Raw genomic sequence first — 17755 nt, 5'->3', positions numbered from 1 at the left:
GCTCGACTGCGCAGCAGTCGCCCAGAATCGAGGGCTACTGCGTAGCCCAGCGGGAGCAAGCTCCCTCGCCACAGAGGTCCACCTGTTTTTGGTCCAAACAAGGTGGTGGGGCAGTATCAGCCGCGATACTGGCCGGGCGTGGCCGCCAGGTGTTGCTTGAAGGCACGCTGGAAATGCGCCTGGTCGGCAAACCCGCTGTCCAGCGCCACGTCGGCGATCAGCTTGCCTTCGCGCAATTGGCGCCGGGCAAACTGGATTCGGCGGTTGACCAGGAAGGCGTGGGGCGTCATCCCGTAATGGCGCTTGAAGGCTCGGCTCAGGTAGGACGGCGACAGTTGCGCGGCGGTGCAGATGTCTTCCAGCTTCAAGGCTTCACTGCAATGGTCGTGGATAAACTGTGCCGCACGCATCAGGCTCGGATGGCTGCCACGATCCGGGCGACCGGCAGGGTTGAGCCGTTGTTGCAGGTCAATGAAAAATGCCTCGGCGGCGGCGTGCTTGTCGCCAGCGTCGAGTTGCTCGTCTACCAATTGTCCATACAGTTTTTCCAACGCGGTAAACAGTTCCACGTCGCGGCTGTGGGTGGTGGCGAAACCCTGGAAATCCAGGCTTTCGTCAAAGCCGACACGGCGCTGCAAGTCTCTGAGCCATTGGGTGTCGACGTACAACATCACGTAGGACCACGGCTGATCGTCGATTGGGTTGCACGCGTGAACGTCGCCCGGGTTCATCAGCACCACCGTGCCACTTTCCACCTGGAATTTCGATCGTTCGTGAAGGTAGGTGCTGCGCCCAGCGGTGATCGCGCCGATGGAAAAGTGGTCATGGGAGTGGCGCGAATAGCAGACCTTGCGCCCATCGCCGATGGCCCGGGCTTCGATGAAGGGCAGGGCCGCGTCGCGCCAGAAGCGTGGGGCGTCGTCATGGGGGGCGTGCTTCATCGGTCAGCGTCCTCGTCTTGAACTTGAGTGGCAGTGTATTAGTCCTGACCGGCAAATGCCCGTCGGATTTAGCCCGTTCGGTTTGAAGGGCTGAGGTCCTGGGCTAGACTTCATGAAGTCCTGCCAATGGAGTTTCCGATGCTTGCGCCACGCAAACCGGACGACGAAGCCGCTCGCCTCAAAAATCTGCACTCGCTCAAGCTGCTTGATACCGCACCTGAAGAACGGTTTGACCGCCTGACCCGTCTTGCCCGACGTCTGTTTGACGTGCCCATCGCCCTGGTGTCCCTGGTGGACGCCAACCGGCAGTGGTTCAAGTCCAGCGCCGGCCTGGACGCCAGCGAAACCCCGCGGGAAGTTTCCTTTTGCGGGCATGCGATCTTGCAGGATCAGATCCTGGAAATCTGCGACGCGGAGCAGGACGAGCGCTTTCACGACAATCCCTTGGTCACGGACAAGCCTGGCATTCGTTTCTACGCCGGGCATCCGCTGGGGCTGGAGGACGGTAGCAAGCTCGGTACGTTGTGCCTGCTCGACACCCGGCCGCGCAAACTCAATGATGAGGAGCGCGAACTGCTGCGCGACTTGGCGCGCATGGCCGAACAGGAAATGGTCGCGGTGCAGATGGCGAGCATGGACGAGCTCACGCTGCTATCCAATCGACGTGGCTTCAGGACGTTGGCCCAGCATGCGCTGAATGTGTGTGATCGCTTGTCGCGACCGGCGACGTTGCTGTTTTTCGATCTCAACGACTTCAAGCCGATCAACGACCGTTATGGCCACGCCGAGGGCGACAACGCGCTGAAAACCTTCGCCGATGTGCTGCGTATCGCCTTTCGCGAAAGTGACGTGATCGGTCGCCTGGGCGGTGATGAGTTCGTGGCGTTGCTCACCGGTTCTTCCCATGTCGAGATAGCGGCAATCATGGCGCGCCTCAAGGAAATCCTCGATGAGCGCAATGCGATGTTGCAGCGTGGCTATGACATTCGTTTCAGCGTCGGCCAGATCGAGTACGACGCCCAGCGTCATCAGTTGATCGACAATCTATTGGCTGACGCGGACGCGGCGATGTATGCACAGAAACAGGCGCTACGCAGCTAGCACAAGCCAACCCCCGATCACACAGGGATTTATGTTGGTCGAAGAACCGAGACTCACCCCTCATTCAATGGCGAGGGAGCTTGCTCCCGCTGGGGCACGCAGCGGCCCTGGAGCCCGGCGACGCGGTGGATCAGGTTGATTGAGTGAGCTTGAGAGGGGCTGCTGCGCAGCCCAGCGGGAGCAAGCTCCCTCGCCACAAAAAGCTCAAAAGCATCCCGGTCGATCAACCGATTTGCTCTTGAAATTGAAACTGATTCGAGGCATTCCCTTAACCCGCGCCATGCCCAATCCCCCGTGGCGAGGGAGCTTGCTCCCGCTGGGCCGCGCAGCGGCCCTAGAACCCGGCGACGCGGTGGATCAGGTTGATTGGGTGGGCTTGAGAGGGGCTGCTACGCAACCCAGCGGGAGCAAGCTCCCTCGCCACAAAAGCTCAAAAGCTCAAAAGCTCAAAAGCTCAAAAGCTCAAAAGCATCCCGGTCGATCAACCGATTTGCTCTTGAAATTGAAACTGATTCGAGGCATTCCCTTAACCCACGCCATGCCCAATCCCCGGGGTGGGAGCTTGCTCGCGAAGGCGTCGGTACATTCATATCAATGCCAGCAGACTCACCGCCATCGCGAGCAGGCTCGCTCCCACAAGGTATTGCGGTGTAATCCGACAATCGGCAATAAAAAACGCCGCTTGGCCTTTCCAGGACGAGCGGCGTTTTTTTACGCGTGGCGCGGGTGAAGATTACTCTTCGAGGCTACCCATGGCGGTGGTGTTGAAGCCGCCGTCCACGTACATGATTTCACCGCTGATGCCCGACGCCAGGTCCGAGCACAGGAAGGCGCCGGCGTTGCCGACTTCTTCGATGGTGACGTTGCGACGCAGCGGGGTCTGCGCTTCGTTGGCGGCCAGCATCTTGCGGAAGTTCTTGATGCCGGAAGCGGCGAGGGTGCGGATCGGACCGGCCGATACGCAGTTGACGCGGGTGCCGTCCGGGCCCAGGGAGCCGGCCAGGTAACGTACGCCGGCTTCCAGGGAGGCCTTGGCCATGCCCATGACGTTGTAGTTCGGCATGGTGCGCTCGGCGCCCAGGTACGACAGGGTCAGCAGGCTGCCGTTGCGGCCTTTCATCATTTCGCGACCGGCCTTGGCCAGGGCCACGAAGCTGTAGGCGCTGATGTCGTGGGCAATGCGGAAACCTTCGCGGGTGGTGGCTTCGGTGAAGTCGCCGTCCAGTTGGTCGCCCGGGGCGAAGCCCACGGAGTGCACGATGCAGTCCAGGCCATCCCACTTCTTGCTCAGTTCTTCGAAGACCTTGGCGATTTCTTCGTCGCTGGCCACGTCGCACGGGAAGCACAGCTCAGGGCTCGAGCCCCAGCCTTGTGCGAATTCTTCGACACGACCCTTGAGTTTGTCGTTCTGATAAGTGAAGGCAAGCTCAGCGCCCTCGCGATGCATGGCGGCGGCGATGCCGGATGCGATGGACAGCTTGCTGGCGACACCGACGATCAGTACGCGCTTACCGGCGAGAAAACCCATGTGTTGCTCCTCTTTCAGGTTATTCGGCAGTTGTTGGGGCCAGGAAGGCGGCCTCCAGCAACTGCTGTGTATAGGGGTGCTGCGGCGCGGCGAATATGCTGCGGGCATCACCTTGTTCGACCACTTGGCCATGCTTGACCACCATCAACTGGTGGCTCAGCGCTTTGACGACAGCCAGGTCATGGCTGATAAACAGGTACGTCAGGTTGTACTTGGTTTGCAACGACCGCAACAGCTCCACCACTTGGCGTTGCACGGTACGGTCCAGGGCCGACGTCGGTTCATCCAGCAGAATCAACGCCGGCTTGAGCACCAGGGCCCGGGCAATGGCGATACGCTGCCGTTGCCCTCCGGAAAATTCATGGGGGTAGCGGTTCCGGGTTTCCGGGTCCAGGCCTACCTCCTTCAATGCCGCGATTATCGCTTGTTCCTGTTCGGCTTCGGTGCCGATCTTGTGGATCCGCAGGCCTTCGCCGACGATCTGGCTTACACACATCCGTGGGCTCAGGCTGCCAAACGGGTCCTGAAACACCACTTGCATCTCCCGGCGTAGCGGCCGGACTTGTTGCTGCGTCAGGCTGTCCAGCTGCTTGCCTTCGAAGCGGATCCCGCCCTGGCTGCCGATCAATCGCAGGATTGCCAGCCCCAGGGTGGATTTGCCGGAACCGCTTTCGCCGACGATACCCAGGGTCTGGCCCTGAGGCAGGCTGAAGCGGATACCGTCCACGGCCTTGATGTAGTCTACCGTGCGCTTGAACAGGCCTTTCTTGATCGGGAACCAGACTTTCAGGTCCTCGACCTGCAACAGCGGCGGGCCGACGACGTTACTCGCCGGGGTGCCGCTGGGTTCGGCGCCCAGCAGTTCCCGAGTGTACGGATGCTGCGGTGCGCGGAACAACTCTTCGCACGATGCCTGTTCGACGATGCAACCGCGCTGCATGACACATACGCGATGCGCAATTCTTCGCACCAGGTTCAAATCGTGGCTGATCAGCAGCAGCGACATGCCCAATCGCGCCTGCAATTGCTTGAGTAATTCGAGGATTTTCAGCTGGACGGTGACATCCAGCGCGGTGGTCGGCTCGTCGGCGATCAGCAGTTCCGGCTCGTTGGCCAGGGCCATGGCGATCATCACCCGCTGGCGCTGGCCGCCGGACAGCTCGTGGGGCAGGGCTTTGAGGCGCTTGTGGGGCTCGGGAATGCCGACCAGTTCCAGCAACTCGAGGGTCCGGCGGGTCGCGACCTTGCCGCTCAGGCCCTTGTGGATGCCGAGCACTTCATTGATCTGTTTTTCAATGGAGTGCAGCGGGTTGAGGGATGTCATCGGCTCCTGGAAAATCATCGCGATCCGGTTGCCGCGGATATGACGGATGGTTTTTTCCTTCAAGCCCAGCAAATTCTGGCCGGCATACTGGATGGTCCCGGTGGGGTGATGGGCCAGCGGGTAGGGCAGCAACCGCAGGATCGAGTGGGCGGTGACTGATTTGCCCGAGCCGCTTTCACCCACCAGGGCCAGGGTTTCGCCGCGCTTGATATCGAAACTGACCCCCTCGACCACACGTTGGCGGCGTTCGCCAACAATGAACTCCACCGCCAGGTCACGCACTTCGATCAGATTATCCTGGTTCATTTCATTTCCTCGGATCGAAGGCATCGCGAGCGGACTCGCCGATGAACACCAGCAGGCTCAGCATCACGGCCAGCACGGCGAACGCGCTGATGCCCAGCCAGGGCGCCTGGAGGTTGGATTTGCCCTGGGCCACCAGCTCCCCCAGGGACGGTGCGCCGGGCGGCAGGCCAAAGCCGAGGAAATCCAGGGCGGTGAGGGTGCCAATGGCGCCGGTGAGGATGAACGGCATGAACGTCATGGTCGAGACCATGGCGTTGGGCAGGATGTGACGGAACATGATCGCGCCGTTCTGCATGCCCAGTGCCCGCGCCGCGCGGACGTATTCCAGGTTGCGCCCGCGCAGGAATTCGGCACGGACCACATCCACCAGGCTCATCCAGGAAAACAGCAGCATGATGCCCAGCAGCCACCAGAAGTTGGGCTGGACGAAACTGGCCAGGATGATCAGCAGGTACAGCACCGGCAGCCCGGACCAGATTTCCAGGAAGCGTTGGCCAGCCAGGTCCACCCAGCCGCCATAGAAGCCCTGCAGGGCGCCGGCGATCACGCCGATGATCGAGCTGAGCACGGTCAGCGTCAGGGCAAACAGTACCGAGATGCGGAAGCCATAGATGACCCGGGCCAGGACATCGCGGCCCTGGTCATCGGTGCCCAGCCAGTTCACGGAAGAGGGCGGTGCCGGGGCCGGGACCTTCAGGTCGTAGTTGATGCTCTGGTAGCTGAACGGAATCGGTGCCCACAGCACCCAGGCGTTCTTGGCCGCCAGCAGTTCACGGATGTACGGGCTCTTGTAGTTGGCTTCCAGCGGGAATTCGCCGCCGAACGTGGTTTCCGGGTAGCGCTTGACGGCCGGGAAGTACCAGCCGTCGTCGTAATGCACCACCAGCGGCTTGTCGTTGGCGATCAACTCGGCGCCCAGGCTCAGCCCGAACAGGATCAGGAACAGCCACAGCGACCACCAGCCACGCTTGTTGGCCTTGAACAGTTCGAAGCGCCGGCGATTGAGAGGGGACAGGTTCATCTCAATGCTCCCGGCTTTCGAAGTCGATGCGCGGATCGACAAAGGTGTAGGTCAAATCGCCGATCAGTTTCACCACCAGTCCCAGCAAGGTGAAGATGAATAGGGTGCCGAACACCACCGGGTAGTCGCGGTTGATCGCCGCTTCGAAACTCATCAGGCCCAGGCCGTCGAGGGAGAAGATCACTTCCACCAGCAGGGAGCCGGTAAAGAAGATCCCGATGAATGCCGAAGGGAAACCGGCGATCACCAGCAGCATGGCGTTGCGAAAGACGTGGCCATAGAGCACCCGGTGGCGGGTCAGGCCCTTGGCCTTGGCGGTGACCACGTATTGCTTGTTGATTTCGTCGAGGAAACTGTTCTTGGTCAGCAGGGTCATGGTGGCGAAGTTACCGATCACCAGGGCGGTCACGGGCAAGGCCAGGTGCCAGAAGTAATCGAGGATCTTGCCGCCCATGCTCAACTCGTCGAAGTTGTTGGAGGTCAGTCCGCGCAAGGGGAACCAGTCGAAATAGCTGCCGCCGGCAAACACCACGATCAGCAGGATGGCGAACAGGAACGACGGGATCGCGTAGCCGACGATGATGGCCGAGCTGGTCCAGACGTCGAAATGGCTGCCGTGCCGCGTGGCCTTGGCGATCCCCAGCGGGATCGACACCAGGTACATGATCAGCGTGCTCCACAACCCGAGGGAGATGGACACCGGCATCTTTTCCTTGATCAGGTCGATGACCTTGGCATCGCGAAAAAAACTGTCGCCGAAGTCCAGGTGGGCGTAGTTCTTGATCATGATCCACAGGCGTTCGGGTGCCGACTTGTCAAAGCCGTACATACGCTCGATTTCCTTGACCAGCGCCGGGTCCAGGCCTTGGGCGCCGCGGTAGGAGGAACCGGCCACCGACACTTCGGCACCGCCGCCGGCAATGCGGCTGGTGGCGCCTTCGAAACCTTCGAGCTTGGCGATCATCTGCTCCACCGGCCCGCCGGGCGCGGCCTGGATGATGACGAAGTTGATCAGCAGAATGCCGAACAGGGTCGGGATGATCAGCAGCAGTCGCCGAAAAATGTAAGCCAGCATTTTGTTACTCCACGCTCGCAGGGGCGGCGATTTGCTGCTCGATGACCTGCTTCTCTACTTCATCGGCCGGCTTGACCTCCGGCTTGACCCACCAGGTGGTGGTGCCGATGTCATAGGTCGGCGTGATTTTCGGATGGCCGATGTGGTTCCAGTAGGCCACGCGCCAGGTCTTGATGTGCCAGTTCGGGATCACGTAGTAGCCCCATTGCAAAACCCGATCCAGCGCCCGGGCGTGAGCTACCAGGCTCTTGCGCGAATCGGCGTTGATCAGTTGTTCCACCAACTGGTCAACGGCTGGATCCTTAAGGCCCATGGTGTTGCGGCTGCCGGGTTTGTCGGCGGCGGCCGACATCCAGAACTCGCGCTGTTCGTTACCCGGTGAGCTGGATTGCGGGAAGCTGCCCACCACCAGGTCAAAGTCCCGGGAGCGTACGCGGTTGACGAATTGGGAGACGTCGACCCGACGGATGATCAGCTCGATGCCCAGGTCGCTCAGGTTGCGCTTGAACGGCAGCAGTATCCGTTCGAACTCGGTCTGGGCCAGCAAAAACTCCAGCACCACCGGTTTGCCTTGGGCATCGACCATCTTGTCGTCGACGATGCGCCAGCCGGCCTCTTGCAGCAATTGGTAGGCCTTGCGCTGCTGGTCGCGGATCATGCCGCTGCCGTCACACATCGACGGCTGGAAGGCGTCGGTGAAGACCTGTTCGGGAATCTTGTCGCGCAGGGGTTCGAGGATCTTCAACTCGTCTTCGCCGGGCAGCCCGGTGGCGGCCATCTCCGAATTCTCGAAATAGCTGCGGGTGCGGGCGTAGGCGCCGTTGAATAGCTGCTTGTTGGTCCACTCGAAGTCCAACAACAGGCTCAAGGCCTTGCGCACCCGTACGTCCTGGAAGATCGGCCGGCGCAGGTTGTAGACAAAACCCTGCATGCCGGTGGGGTTGCCGTTGGGGATCTGTTCCTTGATCAATCGGCCTTCGGTCACGGCCGGGATGTTGTAGGCGTTGGCCCAGTTCTTGGCGGTCATTTCCAGCCAGAAATCAAACTGCCCGGCTTTCAAGGCCTCGACCGCGACGGTGTTGTCGCGGTAGTAGTCGGTCGCCAGTACGTCGAAATTATAAAAGCCGCGATTGACCGGCAGGTCCTTGCCCCAATAGTCCTTCACTCGCTCATAACGGATCGAGCGTCCGGCCTTCACTTCAGCGACTTTGTAGGGGCCGCTGCCCAGGGGGATCTCCAGATTGCCCTTGCTGAAGTCGCGCTCGGCCCACCAGTGTTTCGGCAATACCGGCAGTTGGCCGAGAATCAACGGCAGTTCACGATTATTGGTGTGCTTGAACTTGAACAAAACCTTGAGCGGGTCTTCGGCGATGACGTCGGCGACGTCGTTGTAATAGCCGCGAAACATCGGCGCGCCGTCCTTGGTCAGGGTCTGGAAGCTGAAGACCACGTCTTCGGCGCGTACCGGATGGCCGTCGTTGAAACGGGCTTCGGGGCGCAGGTAAAAGCGCACCCAGCCATTGTCCGGGGCTTTCTCGATTTTTTCGGCGATCAGGCCATATTCAGTGAACGGTTCGTCCAGGCCCTGCTTGGCCAGGGTGTCGTAGATCAAGCCGATGTCATCGGCCGGCACGCCTTTGCTGATGAACGGGTTGAGGCTGTCGAAGCCCCCAAAACCGCCCTGGCGGAAGATTCCGCCTTTGGGCGCGTCCGGGTTGACGTAGTCGAAATGCTTGAAGTTGGCCGGGTACTTCGGCGGCTCGTTGTACAAGGTCACGGCATGCTGCGGCGCGGCGCAGGCCAGCCCGGTGAATAACAGGCTGCTGGCCTGCAGGAGCAGGGCGCGTAAAGGCTTCATTGATCTTTCTCCGAAGATTTCAGCCACCATGCGCTCAGGCCCAGGGTGTAGGGCGGCGTGGTGACGAAGGCGAACCGGTTTCGATAAGCCAGGCGATGATAATTGAGATACCAGTTGGGAATGCAGTAATGCTGCCACAGCAGCACGCGATCCAGCGCCTTGCCGGCGGCGACCTGTTCGTCGCGGGTCTGGGCGGCGAGCAGCTTTTCCAGCAGATGGTCGACCACTGGGTTGGCGATCCCGGAGTAGTTCTTGCTGCCCTTGACCCCGACCTGGCTGGAGTGGAAGTACTGCCATTGCTCGAGACCCGGGCTGAGGGTCTGGCTCAAGGTCAACAGGATCATGTCGAAGTCGAACTGGTCAAGACGCTGCTTGTATTGGGCACGGTCCACCGTGCGCAGCCGGGCCTGGATGCCGATGCTGGCGAGGTTCTCGACGTAGGGTTGCAGGATGCGCTCCAGGTTCGGGTTCACCAGCAGGATTTCGAAGCTCAGGGGCTGGCTGTCGGCGTTCAGCAGGCGTTGGCCGTTGAGGTTCCAACCGGCTTGCTTCAATAACCCCAGGGCTTTACGCAGGGTTTCCCGGGGAATGCCGCGACCGTCGGTCTTGGGCAAGCTGAAGGGTTCGGTGAGCAGTTTGGCCGGCAATTGTTCCCGGTACGGCTTGAGCAGCAGCCATTCATGGCCCACCGGCAGGCCAGTGGCGGAAAACTCGCTGTTGGGGTAATAACTGAGGGTGCGCTTGTAGGCGCCGCTGAACAGGGTGCGGTTGGTCCACTCGAAATCAAACATCAGCCCCAGGGCTTCACGTACCTTGACTTCGGCAAACGTGCCGCGCCGGGTGTTCATGAACAGGCCTTGGGTCTGGGTCGGGATCTGGTGGGGAATCTGCGCCTTGATTATGTCGCCGCGCTTGATCGCCGGAAAGTCATAGCCATTGGCCCAGTTCTTGGCCTGGTGTTCGATGTAGATATCGAACTCGCCAGCCTTGAAGGCTTCGAAGGCAACTTCGCTGTCACGATAGAACTCCACGTCCATGCGGTCGTAGTTGTACTTGCCGCGATTGACCGGCAGTTCCTTGCCCCAGTAATCCTTGACTCGTTCGAACACCAGCTGGCGGCCTGGTTGCACTTTGGTGATGCGATACGGCCCGCTGCCCAGGGGCGGTTCGAAGGTCGTCGCCTTGAAATCGCGGTCTTTCCAGTAATGTTGGGGCAACACCGGCAGTTCCCCCAGGCGCAGGATCAGCAGCGGATTGCCCGCGCGCTTGAAGACAAAGCGGATTCTCCGTGGGTTGAGAATGTCGACCCGTAGCACTTCCTGCAGGTTGGTACGGTATTGCGGGTGCCCATCCTTGAGCAGGGTCCTGTAGGAGAACGCCACGTCATAGGCGGTGATGGGCACGCCATCGTGGAAGCGCGCTTCGGGGCGCAGGTTGAACACCACCCAGCTGCGGTCCTCGCTGTACTCCACCGACTGGGCGATCAGGCCGTAGCTCGACGTCGGTTCATCACCGGACGGTGCGTACTGGCCTGTGCCGACCATCAGTGGTTCGTTCAGCTCATTGATGCCGTATTGCAGGAAATTGGGCGTGGAAACCGGGCTGCTGCCCTTGAACGTGTAGGGATTGAGCGTATCGAAGGTGCCGAATGCCATGACTCGCAAGACACCGCCCTTGGGCGCTTGCGGGTTGACCCAGTCGAAGTGGGTGAATCTGGCCGGGTACTTGAGCGTGCCGAACTGCGCATAGCCATGGCTTTCGCTGATGGTTGCGCTGGCGGGAGAGCTCAAGGCCAGGCTGATCAGGAGCAAGAGGAGGGGACGTATCAAGTCTGAGATCCGATCCAGGCGGCTTGGGCTTTTATGGCCTGTACAGTAACAGCTTGTATCGGCAGGAAAAAGGCGGGGTTCAGCGGGTAGTGTCAGTAAGGTGGTGGATATCGGTAGAGCTCCGAACTTGTGGCGAGGGGATTCATCCCCGCTGGGTTGCGAAGCGACCCCATCCAAACTTCCTTAAACGCCGTGGTGCCTGGCTTTAGGGCTGCTTCGCAGCCCAACGGGGATAAATCCCCTCACCACAAAAAGCTCCTCGGCCACCGCGAGGCTTAGTGCGGGGAGTAGACCGTCAGCATCTGCCCAGGCTTGAGTGCCTTGCCCATCCGCGGGTTCCAGCGCTTGAGGTGCTGCATTTCCACGTTGAAGCGCTTGGCGACGACGTACAGCGAATCACCTTGCTTGACCTTGTATTGGGTCTGCTTCTTCTGGTCCTTGCTGTTGGCGGCCACCACGGTGCTGATGCGCTTGCCACGGGCCTTGCTGGCCTTGGCGTCCTGCATCACCAGGGTCTGGCCGACCTTGAGCTTGTTGCCACTGAGCTTGTTCCAGCGTTGCAGGTCCTTGGTCTGGACGTTGTTGGCCTTGGCGATCTGAGCCAGGTTGTCGCCGCGTTTGACGCGGTAGGTGCGCCTGGCACCTTCGACTTCGCTGTCGTCGGCGGATTCGAAAACCGGCTTGAGCGCGCGCTGGCTGATCAGCTCTTCCGGGCGCATGGTCGACAGGCTGGCGGTCAGCAGCTGGGCCTTGGACGTGGGCACCAACAGGTGCTGGGGGCCGTCGATGGTGGTGCGTTGCTTGAAGGCCGGGTTGAGCTGGAACAGCTCGTCTTCGTCGATGTTGGCCACCGCCGCGACCTTGGACAGGTCCATGCGCTGGTTGATCTCGACGACCTGGAAATAGGGTTCGTTGGCGATCGGGTTGAGGTTCACGCCATAGGCATCGGGCGAGAGCACCACCTGGGACAGCGCCAGCAACTTTGGCACATAGGCCTGGGTCTCGCTGGGCAGCGGCAGGTTCCAGTAGTCGGTGGGCAGGCCAAGCTTCTCGTTGCGCTCGATGGCGCGGCTGACCGTACCCTCGCCGGCGTTGTAGGCCGCCAGCGCCAGCAACCAGTCGCCGTTGAACATGTCGTGCAGGCGCGTCAGGTAGTCCAGGGCGGCCGTGGTGGAGGCGGTGATGTCGCGACGTCCGTCATAGAAGCGGGTCTGACGCAAGTTGAAGTAACGCCCCGTGGACGGGATGAATTGCCACAGGCCCACTGCGTTGGCCCGGGAATAGGCCATGGGGTTGTAGGCACTCTCGATCACCGGCAGCAACGCCAGTTCCAGCGGCATGTTGCGCTCTTCGAGGCGTTCGACGATGTAGTGGATGTACAGGCTGCCGCGCTCACCGGCGTTTTCCATGAAGGAAGGGTTGCTGGCGAACCACAGGCGCTGTTGCTCGATACGCGGGTTGACGCCGGCCGTTTCCTGCAACTGGAAGCCCTGGCGCATGCGCTCCCAGACGTCCTGGGGGACTTGAGGGCTGGGTTTCTCGGTGAGCCATACCGGCTTCTGTTTGGCGCGAGCGGCGATATTCGGTGTGTGTGCCGCGTCGGTCTGCGGCAGCTGGCTCGTGCTCTGGCAGCCCGCCAAGGTGGCGGACACAGCCACCGCGATGGCTTGAGCCAAGCGGGTCAATGTGTCTGACTGGACGGACCTGCGTATGGATGACGACATTGGCTGGAAGTAAGTTCCGGGCAAAAATGTCGGCCGATTCTAGGAAGCGCACCCCAACAGGTCAACCTTTCAGAATTTTTGTATCAATCGATAGCTGCCTTAGAACGTATCTTTCCAAGCCCTCAAGGCCGCAAAAACCTCACTCGGCGTCTGGTTTCGCTGGCCGTTCCGTTCGTCTGCTTTTTGTTTAACGGATGTTTCAGTCGTGCGCAGGAACGGATTGGTGAGTTTTTCCAGGGCCAGGGTCGAGGGCAGGGTCATGATGCCTTCGTTGCGTTGCCGGCTGACTTTTTCCAGGCGGGCAGCGACGTCCGGATTGCCGGGCTCCACGGCGGCCGCGAACTTCAGGTTGCTGAGGGTATATTCATGGGTGCAGTAGACCAGCGTATCTTCAGGCAGGGCGGCGAGGCGACTGAGCGAATGGTGCATTTGCGCAGGCGTGCCTTCGAAGAGCCGGCCGCAACCGGCGGCGAACAGGGTGTCGCCACAGAACAACAGGCCATGGTGGTAGTAGGCAATGTGCCCGAGGGTGTGGCCAGGCACGGCGTAGACATCGAAGTCCCAGCCGAGCACGCTGACCTTGTCGTTGTCATGCAGGGCCTTGTCCCGCGCCGGGATGTTTTCGCTGGCCGGGCCGTAGACGGTGGCGTTCGTCGCATTCTTCAGCGCCTGGACGCCGCCGACATGATCATGGTGATGGTGGGTGATCAAGATGTCGCTCAGGACCCAGCCCGGATGGGTCTCGAGCCAGGCCTGCACCGGAGCGGCGTCACCCGGGTCGACCACGGCGCAGCGCAGGGTGGCGTGGTCCTGTAACAACCAGATGTAGTTATCGGTGAATGCGGGCAGGGCACTGATCTGTATCATCGCGGAATTCGCCAAGCGGAAAACAAAGGCGCATCTTAGAACTTCCTGACGCGTTGGAGAATGCAATGACCGATGAAGCGTTCGCTCAGGCTGATCCTGACTGGCTGGCGTTGATCAGCGCCGCCCGTGAATGGCTGTCCGGCCCTGTCGGGCAATTTTTGCTGGAAGAAGAACGGCGCATGCTCGAAGACGAGTTGGGCCGGTTCTTCGGCGGCTATCTGGTGCACTACGGCCCTTCGGCGCAAACGCCGCCGTCGGCACCGCAAGTCCAGCGCAACGTGCGCCTGGGGGCGCCGTTGCCCGGGGTGGAAATCGTCTGCGAGGAGCAGGCCTGGCCGTTGAGCGAACATGCCGCCGACGTGGTGGTCATGCAGCACGGCCTGGATTTCTGCCTGTCGCCCCACGGTCTGTTGCGTGAGGCCGCCAGCAGCGTGCGTCCCGGCGGCCATCTGTTGATCATCGGCATCAACCCCTGGAGCGCTTGGGGCTTGCGTCATGTGTTTGCCCACGATGCCTTGCGCCAGGCCCGCTGCATCTCGGCGTCGAGGGTCGGCGACTGGCTCAACCTGCTGGGCTTTGCGCTGGAGAAACGCCGCTTCGGGTGCTATCGTCCGCCGCTCGCGTCGCCCAAGTGGCAGGCGCGCCTGGCCGGCTGGGAGCGCAAGGCCGGTGATTGGCAGCTCTCCGGTGGTGGTTTCTACCTGCTGGTGGCACGCAAGATCGCGGTCGGTCTGCGCCCGGTGCGCCAGGCGCGACGCGAGCCGATGGGCAAGCTGATTCCTTTGCCAATGGCCAAGGTCAATCGTCGCCACATCGAGCCGTAACCTTTTTCAATGGTGCTTGCCGGCATTGGGCTGCGGGTGTTGTCGGGCCTGATCGGCGGGCCTTTGCATTTTTTCCTGGATAGATTGGCATGAGCGATAGCGTAGAACTCTTCACTGATGGCGCCTGCAAGGGCAACCCCGGTCCGGGCGGCTGGGGCGCGTTGCTGGTGTGCAAGGGCGTGGAGAAGGAGCTCTGGGGCGGCGAAGCCAATACCACCAACAATCGCATGGAGCTGATGGGCGCCATCCGTGGCCTGGAGGAGCTCAAGCGGCCCTGCGATGTGCTGTTGGTGACCGACTCTCAGTACGTCATGAAAGGCATCAACGAATGGATGGCGAACTGGAAGAAACGCGGCTGGAAGACGGCGGCAAAGGAACCGGTAAAAAACGCCGATCTCTGGAAGCTGCTGGATGAACAGGTCAACCGCCACAACGTCACCTGGAAATGGGTGCGCGGCCACATCGGCCACCACGGCAACGAACGGGCGGACCAGTTGGCCAATCGTGGGGTGGATGAGGTGCGGGGCTACAAGCAGGCTTGATAGAGACGTTGTCATGATCTGGAGAGGATGACACCTGTGGCGAGGGAGCTTGCTCCCGCTCGGTTGCGCAGCGACCGCCCGAAGGGGCCTGCTTCGCAGTCCAGCGGGAGCAAGCTCCCTCGCCACAGGTGCGGCACCGCGTTCCGTGAGCGTGTTAAGATCCGCGCTTTTGCAAGACTGCCCGCTGAGAGCTGAACACTGATGGCCAACAGATCTGTAGTACTGGATACCGAAACCACCGGCATGCCGGTGACCGATGGTCACCGGATTATTGAAATCGGTTGTGTCGAGCTGATCGGCCGGCGCCTGACCGGTCGCCATTTCCACGTTTACCTGCAACCGGACCGCGAAAGCGACGAAGGCGCCATTGGCGTGCACGGCATCACCAACGAATTTCTGGTGGGCAAGCCGCGTTTCGCCGAAGTGGCCGACGAGTTCTTCGAATTCATCCAGGGCGCGCAGTTGATCATCCACAACGCGGCGTTCGACGTCGGGTTCATCAACAACGAATTCGCCCTGATGGGCCAGCACGACCGGGCTGACATTACCCAGCATTGCACCATCCTCGACACCTTGATGATGGCCAGGGAACGTCACCCCGGGCAGCGCAACAGCCTCGATGCCTTGTGCAAGCGCTATGGCGTCGACAACTCCGGTCGTGAACTGCACGGCGCCTTGCTCGACTCCGAGATCCTGGCCGACGTCTACCTGACCATGACCGGCGGCCAGACCAGCCTGTCCCTGGCCGGTAACGCCTCGGACGGCAATGGTACCGGCGAAGGCTCCGGCAACCAGGCCACGGAGATCCGGCGTTTGCCCGCTGACCGCCAGCCATCGCGGATTATCCGCGCCAGCGAAAGCGACCTGGCCGAACATGCCGCGCGTCTGGAAGCCATCGCCAAGTCTGCAGGCGCTCCGGCATTGTGGACGCAGTTGGCCGAGGCACAGGCCGCCACGCACTGATGAAACCCTATGAGAGCCATGCTGTTCATTCAAGGTAAGTAAAGAGCCTGTGGCGAGGGAGCTTGCTCCCGCTGGGCTGCGTAGCAGCCCATTTTGTGAGCGCTTCGCACTCAAGCGGGAGCAAGCTCCCTCGCCACAATGATCCAGGCAATCCTTGTGTGAGCTACTGCATCCATCGTTCATTTCTCGCCACAATCGCCACGACCTTCTACCCTGAGGTAACGGGCAGGCTACGGATCCCGCTTGATGTGTGAAGATTTGAAAGGCAAGGGCAATGGATGGCACCACGCCGTTGGTTGTCTCAAGGAATGAGGACCTTCCCCAGTATGCAACCGGTCATGAATCCCAAGCACCCCGGGTTGTCGGTGCGCGTCGTCGATGACGGCTTTGCCGCTTATATCTGGGGCAGTGACTTCAGCTTCGAAGTCAGCGACTACGCGACGGCGCAGATCGGCCGGCCCGTCAGCCAATGGCCGGTGACGCCCATTGTTCCCTATCGCAAGTGCTATGGCATCGATCCCGAGGAATTCAGCAGCTTCCGCAATGCCCCGGACAGCGAGATTTTCATGGCCTATCTCGACGACCAGCCCGTGGGGCATCTGGTCGTCAGTACCAACTGGAACGGCTACGCCCACATCGACGAGTTGGCGGTGCACGCCCCGGCCCGTCGCCACGGGGTGGCCAAGGCATTGCTCGATGTCGCCCAGTTCTGGAGCCGCAAGAAAAAACTGCCGGGCATCATGCTCGAAACCCAGAACAACAATCTGGGTGCATGCCGGCTCTATGAACGTTGCGGCTACGTGCTCGGTGGTATCGATCACCTGCGCTATCGCGGCATTGACCGACATACCGCCGAAGTGGCGTTGTTCTGGTACCGGCTGTTCGACGATCCGCTGGGCATGTCGATCAGTGGCTCAGCAACGCCTCGGCTTGTTCCGTAACCCGTTCCAGCAGCGATTGGACAGCGGGTGAGGGCGGCGTGCCGTTCAGGCTCAAGGCATAGAGGCTAATCGCAATGGCGGGCGATACCGGGCAGACGTCCAGGCCACTGCCCTTGGCACCCGAGGCAGTGAACGGGTCGACGATGGCAAGGCCTTCGCCGGCCTCGACCATCGCGCGCATCATCTGATGGGTCTGGACGCGGATCTGGATCATCGGCGCCGGACGCAGCGCCGCCAGTTTATGCTCGAACGCCGGGCTCAGCGGGTCATGGCCATCCAGGCCTACCAACGGCTGGCCTGCCAGGTCCTGGAGCGAAATGTATTTCTGTCGTGGTTGCAGCCAGCCGTGAGGTGCCAGCAATTGCAGTTTGCCCTGGGCGATCATCTGGCAATGGATGTCGGGGTGTTCGGGGTCGTGCAAGCTCAGGCCCAGGTCACTTTCACGCAACAGCAGGCTGTGGACGATGTCGCGAGTCGGTTGGCTGAGCAGGGTGCAGGGCGCATCCGGATGGCGGCGACGCAGGGCGGCGATGCTCTGGGGCAACAACTGCTGGGCCAGCGGCGGGGTGCAGATAATGCGCAAGGGTGGCGCCTGATAGTGTTTCAGGCTGCTGGCCAGGCGCTGCACCGGTTCGAGGGTGTCGTACACCCGCGTGATGCCGTCGCGCAGTTCAAGGGTTTCCCGGGTGGCCTGCAGGCGCCCGCGCACGCTGGCAAACAGCATGAAGCCCAACTGGGCCTCGGCATCGCGCAGGATCGCCTCGACCTCCGCCACCGGCAGTTGCAGCCATTCGGCCGCCGTGCCGAGGTGACCGGTCTGCAGCAGCGCCTGGATCACTTCGATGTGGCGTAAACGCATGCAAGAAGTCCATGTTCGGCGGGTGAGCCATTGAGTGGCTGAATCCTAACCC

Annotated in this window: 15 protein-coding genes; 5 read left to right on the top strand and 10 right to left on the bottom strand. The window is 61.3% G+C overall.

The features are described from left to right. Window positions 1-116: 116 nt before the first annotated feature. Window positions 117-941 (bottom strand): helix-turn-helix transcriptional regulator, encoded by an 825-nt coding sequence (locus BM300_RS24970; RefSeq protein WP_072341797.1) that lies wholly within the window; start codon window positions 939-941, stop codon window positions 117-119. Window positions 942-1079: 138 nt separating this feature from the next. On the opposite strand from BM300_RS24970, the gene BM300_RS24965 reads away from it, so the two are divergent. Continuing rightward, window positions 1080-2042, top strand: a complete 963-nt coding sequence (locus BM300_RS24965; RefSeq protein WP_063325048.1) for a GGDEF domain-containing protein — start codon at window positions 1080-1082, stop codon at window positions 2040-2042. A 733-nt stretch (window positions 2043-2775) separates the two neighbouring features. Here the strand turns inward: BM300_RS24965 and fabI are convergent. From fabI to gloB, 8 genes are all read right to left on the bottom strand, one after another. Next, entirely contained in the window at window positions 2776-3570 is a 795-nt protein-coding gene (fabI, locus tag BM300_RS24955) for an enoyl-ACP reductase FabI (RefSeq protein WP_007988438.1), read from the bottom strand. A gap of 19 nt (window positions 3571-3589) precedes the next feature. Continuing rightward, complete coding sequence (locus tag BM300_RS24950) at window positions 3590-5200, bottom strand: ABC transporter ATP-binding protein (RefSeq protein ID WP_063320731.1); 1611 nt, start codon at window positions 5198-5200, stop codon at window positions 3590-3592. 1 nt (window position 5201) lies between these two features. Then, window positions 5202-6221, bottom strand: coding sequence for an ABC transporter permease (locus BM300_RS24945; protein WP_092145955.1), 1020 nt, complete (start codon window positions 6219-6221; stop codon window positions 5202-5204). A gap of 1 nt (window position 6222) precedes the next feature. Next, complete coding sequence (locus BM300_RS24940; protein WP_063320733.1) at window positions 6223-7296, bottom strand: microcin C ABC transporter permease YejB; 1074 nt, start codon at window positions 7294-7296, stop codon at window positions 6223-6225. Window positions 7297-7300: 4 nt separating this feature from the next. Further along, window positions 7301-9154, bottom strand: coding sequence for an extracellular solute-binding protein (locus tag BM300_RS24935; RefSeq protein ID WP_092464270.1), 1854 nt, complete (start codon window positions 9152-9154; stop codon window positions 7301-7303). After that, complete coding sequence (locus BM300_RS24930) at window positions 9151-10983, bottom strand: extracellular solute-binding protein (RefSeq protein WP_092145953.1); 1833 nt, start codon at window positions 10981-10983, stop codon at window positions 9151-9153. Before BM300_RS24930 ends, BM300_RS24935 begins: the two co-directional genes overlap by 4 nt. A gap of 275 nt (window positions 10984-11258) precedes the next feature. Continuing rightward, window positions 11259-12707, bottom strand: coding sequence for a transglycosylase SLT domain-containing protein (locus BM300_RS24925; RefSeq protein ID WP_063320736.1), 1449 nt, complete (start codon window positions 12705-12707; stop codon window positions 11259-11261). A gap of 99 nt (window positions 12708-12806) precedes the next feature. Next, the gene (gene gloB / locus BM300_RS24920) at window positions 12807-13574 is read right to left on the bottom strand and encodes a hydroxyacylglutathione hydrolase (RefSeq protein ID WP_092348738.1); all 768 of its coding nucleotides are present in this window, start codon (window positions 13572-13574) and stop codon (window positions 12807-12809) included. A gap of 65 nt (window positions 13575-13639) precedes the next feature. On the opposite strand from gloB, the gene BM300_RS24915 reads away from it, so the two are divergent. From BM300_RS24915 to BM300_RS24895, 4 genes are all read left to right on the top strand, one after another. Continuing rightward, window positions 13640-14398 (top strand): class I SAM-dependent methyltransferase, encoded by a 759-nt coding sequence (locus BM300_RS24915; protein WP_057452232.1) that lies wholly within the window; start codon window positions 13640-13642, stop codon window positions 14396-14398. 89 nt (window positions 14399-14487) lie between these two features. Next, entirely contained in the window at window positions 14488-14940 is a 453-nt protein-coding gene (rnhA, locus tag BM300_RS24910; protein WP_030142629.1) for a ribonuclease HI, read from the top strand. Between the two features lie 201 nt (window positions 14941-15141). After that, window positions 15142-15903 (top strand): DNA polymerase III subunit epsilon, encoded by a 762-nt coding sequence (gene dnaQ, locus BM300_RS24905; RefSeq protein WP_060741972.1) that lies wholly within the window; start codon window positions 15142-15144, stop codon window positions 15901-15903. A 326-nt stretch (window positions 15904-16229) separates the two neighbouring features. Then, the gene (locus BM300_RS24895) at window positions 16230-16844 is read left to right on the top strand and encodes a GNAT family N-acetyltransferase (protein ID WP_092145943.1); all 615 of its coding nucleotides are present in this window, start codon (window positions 16230-16232) and stop codon (window positions 16842-16844) included. Here BM300_RS24895 and BM300_RS24890 read toward each other — a convergent pair. Then, complete coding sequence (locus BM300_RS24890) at window positions 16810-17703, bottom strand: LysR family transcriptional regulator (protein WP_092145941.1); 894 nt, start codon at window positions 17701-17703, stop codon at window positions 16810-16812. The two genes, BM300_RS24895 and BM300_RS24890, sit on opposite strands and share 35 nt — an antisense overlap. Between the last annotated feature and the right edge of the window lie 52 nt (window positions 17704-17755).

The organism is Pseudomonas sp. NFACC46-3 (genome assembly GCF_900114515.1).
Lineage (GTDB): Bacteria > Pseudomonadota > Gammaproteobacteria > Pseudomonadales > Pseudomonadaceae > Aquipseudomonas > Aquipseudomonas fluorescens_Q.
The sequence above is the reverse complement of the archived record's forward strand: the minus strand, read 5'-3'. Positions and strand labels throughout refer to the sequence as shown.

Bases quoted from the DNA above. Each gene is read 5' to 3' on its own strand.
- BM300_RS24935 (WP_092464270.1), bottom strand. From the start codon at position 9,154: ATGAAGCCTTTACGCGCCCTGCTCCTGCAGGCCAGCAGCCTGTTATTC.
- BM300_RS24895 (WP_092145943.1), top strand. From the start codon at position 16,230: ATGCAACCGGTCATGAATCCCAAGCACCCCGGGTTGTCGGTGCGCGTC.
- dnaQ (WP_060741972.1), top strand. From the start codon at position 15,142: ATGGCCAACAGATCTGTAGTACTGGATACCGAAACCACCGGCATGCCG.
- rnhA (WP_030142629.1), top strand. From the start codon at position 14,488: ATGAGCGATAGCGTAGAACTCTTCACTGATGGCGCCTGCAAGGGCAAC.
- gloB (WP_092348738.1), bottom strand. From the start codon at position 13,574: ATGATACAGATCAGTGCCCTGCCCGCATTCACCGATAACTACATCTGG.
- fabI (WP_007988438.1), bottom strand. From the start codon at position 3,570: ATGGGTTTTCTCGCCGGTAAGCGCGTACTGATCGTCGGTGTCGCCAGC.
- BM300_RS24890 (WP_092145941.1), bottom strand. From the start codon at position 17,703: ATGCGTTTACGCCACATCGAAGTGATCCAGGCGCTGCTGCAGACCGGT.
- BM300_RS24925 (WP_063320736.1), bottom strand. From the start codon at position 12,707: ATGTCGTCATCCATACGCAGGTCCGTCCAGTCAGACACATTGACCCGC.
- BM300_RS24915 (WP_057452232.1), top strand. From the start codon at position 13,640: ATGACCGATGAAGCGTTCGCTCAGGCTGATCCTGACTGGCTGGCGTTG.
- BM300_RS24950 (WP_063320731.1), bottom strand. From the start codon at position 5,200: ATGAACCAGGATAATCTGATCGAAGTGCGTGACCTGGCGGTGGAGTTC.
- BM300_RS24940 (WP_063320733.1), bottom strand. From the start codon at position 7,296: ATGCTGGCTTACATTTTTCGGCGACTGCTGCTGATCATCCCGACCCTG.
- BM300_RS24970 (WP_072341797.1), bottom strand. From the start codon at position 941: ATGAAGCACGCCCCCCATGACGACGCCCCACGCTTCTGGCGCGACGCG.
- BM300_RS24965 (WP_063325048.1), top strand. From the start codon at position 1,080: ATGCTTGCGCCACGCAAACCGGACGACGAAGCCGCTCGCCTCAAAAAT.
- BM300_RS24945 (WP_092145955.1), bottom strand. From the start codon at position 6,221: ATGAACCTGTCCCCTCTCAATCGCCGGCGCTTCGAACTGTTCAAGGCC.